Source organism: Streptococcus sp. HMSC064D12 (assembly GCF_001837205.1).
In the GTDB taxonomy this organism is placed as follows: domain Bacteria; phylum Bacillota; class Bacilli; order Lactobacillales; family Streptococcaceae; genus Streptococcus; species Streptococcus salivarius_D.
In genome coordinates this window covers 18,752-28,540 of record NZ_KV831759.1, presented here as the reverse complement: position 1 = coordinate 28,540, position 9,789 = coordinate 18,752, and the positions used below count along the sequence as shown (strand labels likewise).

At 38.0% G+C, this 9,789-nt stretch carries 14 protein-coding genes and 1 other annotated feature; of the genes, 2 read left to right on the top strand and 12 right to left on the bottom strand.

The window, feature by feature from the left end; translation table 11 throughout:
* Nucleotides 1-749 precede the first annotated feature (749 nt).
* Both HMPREF2697_RS08060 and pepV read right to left on the bottom strand, forming a co-directional pair.
* Nucleotides 750-1,334, bottom strand: coding sequence for a uracil-DNA glycosylase family protein (locus HMPREF2697_RS08060; protein ID WP_004182588.1), 585 nt, complete (start codon nucleotides 1,332-1,334; stop codon nucleotides 750-752).
* 40 nt (nucleotides 1,335-1,374) lie between these two features.
* Nucleotides 1,375-2,781, bottom strand: coding sequence for a dipeptidase PepV (pepV, locus tag HMPREF2697_RS08055; RefSeq protein WP_070850304.1), 1,407 nt, complete (start codon nucleotides 2,779-2,781; stop codon nucleotides 1,375-1,377).
* Nucleotides 2,782-3,131: 350 nt separating this feature from the next.
* Between pepV and HMPREF2697_RS08050 the strand changes: the two genes are divergently transcribed.
* Nucleotides 3,132-3,317 carry a 4-oxalocrotonate tautomerase gene (locus tag HMPREF2697_RS08050; protein ID WP_070850302.1) on the top strand — a complete coding sequence of 62 codons (186 nt, stop codon included), beginning with the start codon at nucleotides 3,132-3,134 and terminating at the stop codon, nucleotides 3,315-3,317.
* Nucleotides 3,318-3,388: 71 nt separating this feature from the next.
* On the opposite strand, the gene HMPREF2697_RS10710 is transcribed toward HMPREF2697_RS08050, so the two are convergent.
* The 7 genes from HMPREF2697_RS10710 to HMPREF2697_RS08015 all read right to left on the bottom strand — a co-directional run bounded on the left by HMPREF2697_RS10710 (nucleotide 3,389) and on the right by HMPREF2697_RS08015 (nucleotide 7,198).
* Nucleotides 3,389-3,910 (bottom strand): DUF2798 domain-containing protein, encoded by a 522-nt coding sequence (locus tag HMPREF2697_RS10710; protein ID WP_070850301.1) that lies wholly within the window; start codon nucleotides 3,908-3,910, stop codon nucleotides 3,389-3,391.
* An 85-nt stretch (nucleotides 3,911-3,995) separates the two neighbouring features.
* On the bottom strand, nucleotides 3,996-4,469 hold the full coding sequence (locus tag HMPREF2697_RS08040; RefSeq protein ID WP_070850299.1) for a GNAT family N-acetyltransferase: 474 nt from the start codon (nucleotides 4,467-4,469) through the stop codon (nucleotides 3,996-3,998).
* 43 nt (nucleotides 4,470-4,512) lie between these two features.
* Nucleotides 4,513-4,872 (bottom strand): 50S ribosomal protein L20, encoded by a 360-nt coding sequence (gene rplT / locus HMPREF2697_RS08035; RefSeq protein ID WP_002885090.1) that lies wholly within the window; start codon nucleotides 4,870-4,872, stop codon nucleotides 4,513-4,515.
* Nucleotides 4,873-4,928: 56 nt separating this feature from the next.
* Complete coding sequence (gene rpmI / locus HMPREF2697_RS08030; RefSeq protein WP_002885093.1) at nucleotides 4,929-5,129, bottom strand: 50S ribosomal protein L35; 201 nt, start codon at nucleotides 5,127-5,129, stop codon at nucleotides 4,929-4,931.
* 38 nt (nucleotides 5,130-5,167) lie between these two features.
* Nucleotides 5,168-5,698, bottom strand: a complete 531-nt coding sequence (gene infC, locus HMPREF2697_RS08025) for a translation initiation factor IF-3 (protein ID WP_002885108.1) — start codon at nucleotides 5,696-5,698, stop codon at nucleotides 5,168-5,170.
* Nucleotides 5,699-5,711: 13 nt separating this feature from the next.
* Nucleotides 5,712-5,834, bottom strand: a sequence feature (ribosomal protein L20 leader region).
* Between the two features lie 23 nt (nucleotides 5,835-5,857).
* Entirely contained in the window at nucleotides 5,858-6,538 is a 681-nt protein-coding gene (gene cmk / locus HMPREF2697_RS08020; RefSeq protein ID WP_002885119.1) for a (d)CMP kinase, read from the bottom strand.
* Nucleotides 6,539-6,559: 21 nt separating this feature from the next.
* Nucleotides 6,560-7,198 carry an SAG1386/EF1546 family surface-associated protein gene (locus tag HMPREF2697_RS08015; protein WP_004182593.1) on the bottom strand — a complete coding sequence of 213 codons (639 nt, stop codon included), beginning with the start codon at nucleotides 7,196-7,198 and terminating at the stop codon, nucleotides 6,560-6,562.
* A 45-nt stretch (nucleotides 7,199-7,243) separates the two neighbouring features.
* On the opposite strand from HMPREF2697_RS08015, the gene HMPREF2697_RS10215 reads away from it, so the two are divergent.
* Nucleotides 7,244-7,441 carry a ferredoxin gene (locus HMPREF2697_RS10215; protein ID WP_004182594.1) on the top strand — a complete coding sequence of 66 codons (198 nt, stop codon included), beginning with the start codon at nucleotides 7,244-7,246 and terminating at the stop codon, nucleotides 7,439-7,441.
* Nucleotides 7,442-7,444: 3 nt separating this feature from the next.
* Here HMPREF2697_RS10215 and HMPREF2697_RS08010 read toward each other — a convergent pair whose 3' ends face one another.
* From HMPREF2697_RS08010 to HMPREF2697_RS08000, 3 genes are all read right to left on the bottom strand, one after another.
* Nucleotides 7,445-7,924: an EbsA family protein gene (locus HMPREF2697_RS08010; RefSeq protein WP_070850297.1), complete on the bottom strand. Its 480-nt coding sequence runs from the start codon at nucleotides 7,922-7,924 to the stop codon at nucleotides 7,445-7,447.
* A gap of 56 nt (nucleotides 7,925-7,980) precedes the next feature.
* Nucleotides 7,981-9,204 (bottom strand): peptidase T, encoded by a 1,224-nt coding sequence (pepT, locus tag HMPREF2697_RS08005; RefSeq protein WP_070850295.1) that lies wholly within the window; start codon nucleotides 9,202-9,204, stop codon nucleotides 7,981-7,983.
* 79 nt (nucleotides 9,205-9,283) lie between these two features.
* The coding region (locus HMPREF2697_RS08000; protein ID WP_142350087.1) for an N-acetylmuramoyl-L-alanine amidase family protein at nucleotides 9,284-9,789 on the bottom strand (506 nt) is incomplete at its 5' end.

The window sequence follows — 9,789 nt, the reverse complement described above, 5'->3', positions numbered from 1 at the left end:
TTGCGCTATTTTTAATGTTTTTTTCAAATAAAAAGCTCGCGAAACTTGACTTTCTAAAATCCAAGATAAGGCCCCTTTTTTTATAACTAGGGTCATCATTTCAAACTTTTTCGAGGTTTATTCGTATATATGTGAACATCTATAATGCAACGAATAATAGATTATCGGTGAATATCAATAACACAATATTTTTCAATCATAACTTCTCCCATAATAAAAAACCTCCCACTACTATTGAACAATAGAACAAGAGGTTGATTGTAAGATATTTTCTGACTAAATTTCTTGTCCATCCATTTTTTGTACAAGCTAGCAAAGTCCTCCCTACTATGGACCAAAAATTTATATTGTTCACCTTAATTATAAGAAGGACAATCTTCTCTATCATGAGTTAGCTGACTGAACAAGCATAGGATTCTATACCTAGTCAACAATTAGCTTTTTATACCATGGTCTTAACTACTTTAGTTTTTCAATTGGCTCAAACATCTATACTGTAACTCGTTTAGATTTTCTTATCATTGCAGTATAAGCTTCAATGCATAACTGTATAGTATTCGTTTTACACCTTCAGAACAACATAAACTGAAAATTGTATAATAAGATAAATATTAGAAAACAATATTTGTCCTTATTCTGATTAACTAAAAGCCTTAAAGTTTCTATCCAATTTTGAACACGTTTAGGATATTCAGTTTGATGACAGAATAAAGCTTACTTGGCACTCCCTGAATCAATGACTAAAAAAATCATTTAATCAAAATATCTTTAACTAAATTCTTCAAATCTGGGACTACTTCTTCCATAAACCACGGATTTTTGGCTTGCCATATATTATTTCGAGGAGAGGGATGAACGAGAGGAAAAAACTCTGGAAGATAATCTTTATAATGCTTAACTGTATCCGTTAATTTTGCCGATGATTTTTGATGCAAATAGTAACGCTGTGCATAGTTACCTACTAATATCGTCAATTGAATATCAGGAGCTAAAGCAAGAACTTTCTCATGCCACTTGTCTGCAAATCCTTTGCGAGGAGGTAAATCACCTGATTTCCCATGACCTGGGAAATAAAAATCCATTGGCACAATAGCAAACATGCCAGATTCATAAAATTCTTCGCGTGAAACACCCATCCAATCCCTGAGATTATCACCGCTAGGATCATTCCAGTAAAGGCCGGACTCTTGGGCACGAATACCAGGAGCTTGTCCTACGATATTAATTCGTGCGGTTTTTGGAATGGTAAACAAGGGTTTTATACCTTGTTCCGTAAAAGCTTTATTTTGTTCATCGGACATGATTGCTTGCGTTAATTCTTCAAGTGTTTCCATATTTTCCTCCTCAAAAAAGAGACAAAACTGTCTCTCTTTTTTATTTGATTAACTCATAGATAGCTTCTGCATAAATGGCAGCTGCACGGTACAAGTCTTCGGCCTCAGTAAACTCATTTGCTTGGTGCATCGTGTTGACATAACCAGGGAACATAGCTCCATAGGCAACACCACGTTTGAGGAGACGTCCAAATGTTCCGCCACCAATAATTTGTTCATGACCTTTAAGGCCTGTTTGTTTCTCATAGACTGAAAGAAGAGTCTCCACCATAGGATCATCAACTGGTACATAGTGTGGCACATGACCATGTTCTGAGAGACTAACCGCCTTAGGACCTTCGAGTTTTTCAAGATTAGCCTTAATAGCGTCCGTATCAACCCCTTGAGGATAGCGGAAATTCAGAGCAATCGTATTTTCTTCTGATTCCTTAGAGAAGTTAAATACACCTGCATTCATGGTCAATTCACCCATCTTAGGATCTGTATAAGCAAGACCTGTCTTTTCAGCGAAGAAATCCTTGTGAAGTGTTTCAGCAATTATATCCAAATACGTTTTAGCATTGCCTTGGAAATCAAATTGACTAAGGAAGAGTGCCAAGTAGGTTGCCCCATTAATACCATTTTGAGGCATCATACCATGAGCTGATTTCCCATGAATAGTCACATGGAAAACACCTGCTTCTTCGGTCACTTGACCAGTTACTTCTTGTTCCTCAACAAAGTCAGCTAATTTGGCCTCAAGTTCTTTCAAAGTGATAGGTCCAGTAAAATCTGCACTTGCTGATTCAGGAACCATATTTTCACGCAAACCACCATTAAAGGACACAAGACTAAAGTCCCCATCATTTTGACCTTCAAAATGGAGATAGGCTGTAATATTACCTTTTTCACCATTGATAATTGGGAATTCTGCATCAGGTGAAAAACCAAAATCAGGATCTTTCAATCCATTATGAGCGAAGTAATATTCCATATCGCCCCAACCAGATTCTTCATCAGTACCAACAATAAAGCGCACACGCTTAGATACTGGAAGCTCGAGTTCTTTAATAATTTTCAAGGCATAGTAACAAGCCATTGTTGGGCCTTTATCATCTGATGACCCACGGGCATAAAGTTTGCCATCTTTGATTACTGGTTCATAAGGATCTGTATCCCAACCGCTACCAGCTGGAACCACATCCAAGTGTGCAAAGATACCCAAAACTTCATCACCTTGACCAAATTCAAAGTCACCAGCATAATTATCGATATTACGAGTTTTATAGCCGTCACGTTCTGCTAAAGCAAGAAAATGTTCCAAAGCTTTTACTGGTCCAGGACCAAATGGGTGCTTATCATCAACCTTACTATCATCACGTTCTGAGTTAATACGCAAAAGACCAAAAAGGTCCTCCATCAAAGCATCTTTGCGCTTATCAACTTCGGCACGAAAATCAATTGTCATAATTTACTCCTTACTGTCTCTAGTTAGCATTATTTTACCATTTTTAGTAAGAGTTTTCATCCCTTATAAAGAAAATGCAATCACTTTACCTATCATCACAGACGGCTTACGATTTTGAATAGCATGTGAAACAATCCCTAAATCGGGAATGATCGAATCAAAAGTAATACTATTGCTTTCAACTAGGAACGCTTTCTCTTAGCTACCAGCCTCTTTTTACTTTAGGCTTTACTATTGAAATCAGTCATATTGTAGCATTGCGATATTATCATTTCAAGAATTTCCAAAAACTTTAGAATATTCTCTTAATTAATGCTATAATAGGACTATCAAAACTAAGGAGATGCATTATGCCATTTGTAAAAATTGATCTCTTTGAAGGTCGTACTGAAGAACAAAAAATCGAACTTGCTCGCGAAGTTACTGAGGTTGTATCACGTGTTGCAAAAGCACCTAAAGAAGCTATTCATATTTTCATTAACGATATGCCAGAGGGAACTTACTACCCACATGGTGAAATGAAAAAGAAAAACTAGTCATCATTAAGCAGTCACATCCGTGGTTGCTTTTTATATTAAAAAACTGGAGTTTCTCTCCAGTTCTATACTTAAATTATAGTTGGTAATTCATCATCGTCTTCAAAATTCTCTACAACTTCTTCACCTGGCAATGGTTTTTGCAGTTTTCCCAAGATAAAGCGTGAGATTGGACCAACTACTAGAAAATTAAGTGGTAAGGCCATGATAACATTTGTCAACCAAGCACGGCCATAGGATGAGAGCGTCACCGACTGACCGTTGTACACCAAGCCATAGAGCGACATAAAGGTTACCATGAATAGCGCTATGGTTCCAGAAATTACTAAAATCTTCGCCCATCGTTTATCATGGGCTTTTACTTTATGTAAAATTGCAAATGCAATTGTCTTGGCTAGTGGTCCTACCAAAAGCATATCCAGTAAGAAAGCAACCACAAATCCAGGAAGATAACCTTGGAAAAAGTGCCCCCAAGCAAAGGGAACTACTCCAGTCCAATCAAGGATGAGAAGATTCCAGAGACTCATCCCACAGACCATCATTCCACACATTAAAATCGTAAAAAGCAAAGCTTCCTTAAAATTACGAGGCATTAAAATTCTCCATTTCTAAAAGTTCTCTTTCAGCATATCAAAATTTTTTATTCCTCGTAAGTTAAATTTCTCTCATGAAAACGTATTATTTTAGGATAGTTTCCATTTCTGTATATCTCGGCTTCATACCTAAACGTTCGTAAAAACGTACAGCACCCGCATTATCATTCCATACGTGAAGTGTCAGATTATAACAACCTAACTCCTTAGCATAGTCCAAGGCAAATTGATAAAGCTTCTCCCCTAATTTTTGACCTCGAGCCTCCTTATCAACGCATAAATCATCAATAAAAAGAGTCTTAACAGTCTTTAGTGGACCATTATTACCAGATACTTCTTTAATCATTAAGAATAGATGACCTAAGATACGGCCTTCTTCATGCTCATATACAAAAATAGGTTTAGTTGGATCATTAATCACTGCTTCTAAGTCTGCATCTGTATATTTACTGCCCTCTGACTTAAAAACATCAGGACGTGCATAATGATGCACTAGAAGAATCTGCCCCAATAACTCCTGTAATCTTGGAATATCTTCTGCTCTTGCTAAACGAATCATAATTACCTCCATAAAAAAAGATGGGTAAAACCCATCTTAATTCTTATTTACCAAGTTTTGCTTTAGCTGCATCTGCAAGAGCTGTGAAAGCTGCTGCATCGTTAACTGCCAAATCAGCAAGCATTTTACGGTTAACTTCGATTTCAGCCAATTTCAAACCGTGCATCAATTGTGAGTATGACAAACCGTTCAAACGAGCTGCTGCATTGATACGTGTAATCCAAAGTTTACGGAAATCACGTTTCTTTTGACGACGGTCACGGTATGCATAGTAGTAAGAGTTCATTACTTGTTCTTTTGCAGTACGGAACAAGATGTGTTTTGCACCATAGTAACCTTTAGCAAGTTTCAATACACGTTTACGACGTTTGCGTGATACAACGCCACCTTTAACACGAGCCATTTATATATTCCTCCGAATTAATTCTAGTTTAGTTAATTTGTAATGCTTTTAGCGGATTAACGCATTTGTGAAAGCATTGATTTGATACGTTTAAAGTCACCTGAATGTACCATTGACGCTTTACGAAGGTGACGACGTTGTTTTTTAGTTTTACCGTGGAAACGGTGAGATGTGAAGGCACGGAAGCGTTTCAATCCACCTGAACCTGTACGTTTGAAACGTTTAGCTGATGCGCGGTGTGTTTTTTGTTTTGGCATTTTAAAATTCTCCTCTTAAAATAGTGTTAGTTTGACAATTATTTTTTGTCAGGAATTGGTGCAAGTTGCATGAACATTTGACGTCCATCCATCTTCGCTCTTTGCTCAATAATCGCAATATCTTGCGTTTTTTCAGCAAATTCCGCCAAGACCTTAGCTCCGATTTCTTTGTGAGTAATCATACGACCTTTGAATCGGATAGAAACTTTAACCTTGTTTCCTTTTTCAAGGAACTTACGACCGTTACGAAGTTTAGTTTCAAAGTCACCTTTATCAATAACTGGACTCAAACGAACTTCCTTAACGGTAACAACGCTTTGTTTCTTACGTTGTTCTTTTTGTTTCTTTTGATACTCAAATTTGAACTTACCATAGTCCATAATCTTCGCAACAGGTGGCGTAGCTTGTGGTTGGATGAGAACCAAGTCAACATTTGCATCGTCTGCAATAGCTTGCGCTTCTGACAATGGTTTAATTCCCAATTGTTCACCATCAAGACCAACAAGACGAACTTCGCGAACGCGAATTTCATCGTTAATGAATAGATCTTTCTTAGCTATGATCTTCACCTCTTTATTTTTTTAGAGAAAAACAAAGCGGACTTGATATACAAGCCCGCACACATAATATCCCTATAGGGATTTGACATGTTGGGCCAGACAACCTAAGTCGCAAGGCGAGAAGTTCTCACTTCTGCTTTTCTCATTGTTAATAGTATAACAAGTGAGTCATCCTTTGTCAATAATTTTTTTTGCTTTTTCTTGAATAAATTCCACAACACCATCAATAGATACACCTGTAGTGTCAAAAGTGATGGCATCTTCCGCTGGTTTAAGAGGTGAAACTTTACGATGACTATCTTTATAGTCACGTTCAGCAATTTCTTTTTTTAGAGTCTCAAGGTCAGCGGGAATACCTTTTTCGATATTTTCCTTATAACGGCGTTCCGCACGTTCATCAACTGAAGCAATCAAGAAGATTTTGAGTTCTGCATCAGGCAAAACCACAGTACCAATATCACGTCCATCCATGATAATAGCACCATCTTGAGCAATACGTTGTTGTTGTGCAACCAGTTCTTGGCGCACTTCAGGAATGGCTGCTACCCAAGAAACATTATTTGTGACTTGGTTATCACGAATAGGGTGTGTAATATCAACATCACCTACATAAACTTGCTGACTACCATCTGCTGCTTTTCCGAATGAAATCGGATGTTGAGATAGTTGCTCCAAAATTTCTGGTACATTTTCCTCAGTCAAACCATTCTGCAAGGCCAAATAAGTTGCAGATCGGTACATAGCACCTGTGTCAAGATAAGTATAGCCAAGATTTTTTGCAATAATCTTGGCTACTGTACTTTTTCCACTTGACGCAGGACCATCAATAGCAATTCTAATATCTTTCATGATGTTCCTTTGCTTTTAAAATTATTGAACGTTAACGACGTCACCTGGGTTAGCATACCAGTAACCACTTGTCATGTGATCAGGGTTAAGACGTTCCAACTCATCTACAGAGATACCTGCACGTGCAGCGATAGAACCAGCACCTTCACCAGATTGAACAACAATTGATGAACCATCTGCTGCTGCCGTAGCACTTGATGGTGCTGACTCAGTTGCATCTTCTTTTTCTACATGTTTAGAAGAGCTTGATGCTTTAGTTGAAGATGATTTCTCTTTTGAAGATTTTTCTGTAGTAGATTTCTCACTTTCCTCATCTTTGTTTGAGTCTTTCTTGCTAGATGAAGATTTAACAACTTTGCTAGTTGAAGATGAGTAGAATCCAGATGATTCCTTAGATTCCGCAGTTTTGTTTCCACCGACATTTGAAGTATAGAAAACAAAGAACAAAATACATACAACAATAACAAAGAATAATCCAAGCAAGACAGTCAAAAATGATGAATTAATGAAGCCGCCACCTTTTTCGCGTTTTTCATCTGAAGGAGTGACATCCTCTTCTTCATAATCCTCAAACTCATCTTCATCATCTAGAAAATCAGCGTCAACTACTTCTTCCAACTCTTCGTCAGAAACCTTATCTTCCCATGGTTTTTTACTCATGATATTCTCCTTGTAAAAACAATAAATCTATTTTAAAATAATACTATGAAAGTATCATTAATTCCAGAAAAATGTATCGCTTGTGGTTTGTGCCAAACCTACTCTCCCGTCTTTGATTATGATGACGAAGGTATTGTTAGGTTCAAAGACAGCGACCAACTCAATCAAATTATTGAAAATAGCCCTGAGACTTTGACTGCCGTCAAGTCTTGTCCCACTAAAGCCCTTATTTGCGAAGTTTAAGCTTCAGGGCTTTTTTGATTCCTCATAAAAGGCAAAGTAATCAAAGTTTGTCATGTGATCCAATAACTCTACCTCACCTTTGAAAGCAGGGTGAAGGGCTAATGCATCTAAGAAATATTTCTTAGGCCACTTTCTCATATAAAACTGACGTTTTTTACCATTTTTAAAAATAAGGCACAGGCCAGTTTTAATCACTTCGACTTTTTCAATATCACTAATTTTCACTTTGCGTGGTCTAAAAATATTGAAAGAAACAATACGCAGAATCCCATGATCTTCAATAATAAAGTATCGATGGAAACCTAAACCAAACAAGGCAACGAAAATAGTAAAGAGCATCAAAATATGTGAGGGCACCGAGTACAACTCGAATAGAAGGGCCGCCGCAATAAAGATTGGCGTGACGGCTAAAGACCAGTAGATAATCAGCCAAGATAATTCGGGTTGCCAATGGTAACGATACTTGCCGAAAATTTTAATCATCTCAGCACCTCCATTACTTCTAATTTTACCATAAAATCAGTATTTAGCAAGCTCAATTAAGGTTTACTGACAATTCCAAGAATAACATCTACGGCTTTTTCCATTGTCTGCAAAGAAACAAACTCATATCGACCATGCATATTTTCGCCACCAGCAAATAGGTTTGGAGTTGGAATACCCATAAATGAGATCTTTGAGCCATCTGTTCCGCCACGAATAGGTTCAATAACTGGCGTAATATCCAATTCCTCCATAACGCCCTTAGCCAACTCAACAGGCGTCATATCTTTTTCAATCACCTGACGCATATTATAGTATTGATCTTTAAGTACCAGATCAACTCGTATCTGACCGTAAGCTTTATTCATTTCATCGGCAATTTTTTGGAAGACTGCTTTTCGATTTTCAAAAGACTCTGTTTCAAAATCACGGATGATATAAGAAGATTTTGCTTCCTCAACAGTACCTGTCATGGTTTGAAGATGGTTGAAACCTTGATAGCCATCTGTCAACTCAGGGCGTTCTTCTGCTGGCAACTGATTATGAAAATCAATTGCCAACTGCAGGGCATTAACCATTTGGTCTTTTGCTGTTCCAGGGTGGACATTGCGTCCGTGGAAGGTAAGTTCTGCTCCTGCTGCAGAGAAAGTTTCATACTGTAATTCACCCAAAGGTCCACCGTCAACTGTGTAAGCAAAATCGACATCAAAATCTTCGACATCAAATTTATCTGCACCGATTCCAATTTCTTCATCAGGACCAAAGCCTACACGAATCTCACAATGTTTGATTTCAGGATGAGCCTTCAAATAAGCCAAGGCTGTCATAATCTCAGCAATACCAGACTTATCATCAGCTCCAAGAAGGGTGGTCCCATCTGTCGTAATAAGTGTCTGACCGACATAATTCTTGAGATTTGGAAAATCAGCTGGGTCTAGGTTATAACCTGAATTTCCAAGAGGAATGATACCTCCATCATAAGAGTCAATGACTTGCGGTGACACTCCCTCTGCATTAAAATCAGCGGTATCCATATGAGAGATGAAACCAATCTTACGTGTTAACTTGTCATCGTTAGCCGGAAGGGTTGCCACTAGGTAACCATTACTTTCCAAATAATGAATATTACTTAAACCTAGTTCTTCTAATTCTGGTTTTAAAACCTTCAAGGCAAAATCCACCTGGCTTTGTGTTGTTGGCGTTCTTGTCGCATTTTCATCACTACGTGTATTGATTTTGACGTAACGTAAAAAACGCTCTAAGAGTAAATCGTAGGCCATAAGCACTCCTTTTGTTGTATTTAGTATTTACCTCAATTATAGCATAAAAACCCATCATAATGACGGGTTAACATATAACTTAAACTTTAGATTCTTTTTCGTAGTAAGACTTAATCCCTGCTACGATGGCATTAGCTAAAGTCTCCTGATAAGCAGAGGTCTTCAAACGAGCTGCTTCTTGTGGATTTGACAAGAAACCTAATTCAAGAAGGACTGCTGGAGCTGTTGTCTCACGCAAGACCGCAAAGGTTTGACGTTTCACGCCTTGGTTTTGAGCGCCAGTCGCATTAATCAGGCTAGACTGGATGGCATTGGCCAAGGTATCACTCATGCTCAATCGAGTCGGATTAGCATGGTAGGTTGCATTAATACGTGATGGGTATTCTGCGTAAGGTTGGTAATAATAAGTCTCAATTCCCTGTGCTGCAGAACTTCCTGAAGCATTGATGTGAATACTTACGAAGATATCTGATTCAGAGGCATTGGCTGCACGTGAACGATCCGTCAAATCAACATAGGTATCACTTGTGCGAGTGGTCACAACTTGATACCCTTCTGCTTCTAATTTAGCTTTCACACGACTTT

Coding starts and splice junctions, on each gene's coding strand:
- HMPREF2697_RS08060 (WP_004182588.1), bottom strand. CDS start 1,334: ATGGAAACACTTGAAGAATTAACGCAAGCAATCATGTCCGATGAACAA.
- pepV (WP_070850304.1), bottom strand. CDS start 2,781: ATGACAATTGATTTTCGTGCCGAAGTTGATAAGCGCAAAGATGCTTTG.
- HMPREF2697_RS08050 (WP_070850302.1), top strand. CDS start 3,132: ATGCCATTTGTAAAAATTGATCTCTTTGAAGGTCGTACTGAAGAACAA.
- HMPREF2697_RS10710 (WP_070850301.1), bottom strand. CDS start 3,910: ATGCCTCGTAATTTTAAGGAAGCTTTGCTTTTTACGATTTTAATGTGT.
- HMPREF2697_RS08040 (WP_070850299.1), bottom strand. CDS start 4,469: ATGATTCGTTTAGCAAGAGCAGAAGATATTCCAAGATTACAGGAGTTA.
- rplT (WP_002885090.1), bottom strand. CDS start 4,872: ATGGCTCGTGTTAAAGGTGGCGTTGTATCACGCAAACGTCGTAAACGT.
- rpmI (WP_002885093.1), bottom strand. CDS start 5,129: ATGCCAAAACAAAAAACACACCGCGCATCAGCTAAACGTTTCAAACGT.
- cmk (WP_002885119.1), bottom strand. CDS start 6,538: ATGAAAGATATTAGAATTGCTATTGATGGTCCTGCGTCAAGTGGAAAA.
- HMPREF2697_RS08015 (WP_004182593.1), bottom strand. CDS start 7,198: ATGAGTAAAAAACCATGGGAAGATAAGGTTTCTGACGAAGAGTTGGAA.
- HMPREF2697_RS10215 (WP_004182594.1), top strand. CDS start 7,244: ATGAAAGTATCATTAATTCCAGAAAAATGTATCGCTTGTGGTTTGTGC.
- HMPREF2697_RS08010 (WP_070850297.1), bottom strand. CDS start 7,924: ATGATTAAAATTTTCGGCAAGTATCGTTACCATTGGCAACCCGAATTA.
- pepT (WP_070850295.1), bottom strand. CDS start 9,204: ATGGCCTACGATTTACTCTTAGAGCGTTTTTTACGTTACGTCAAAATC.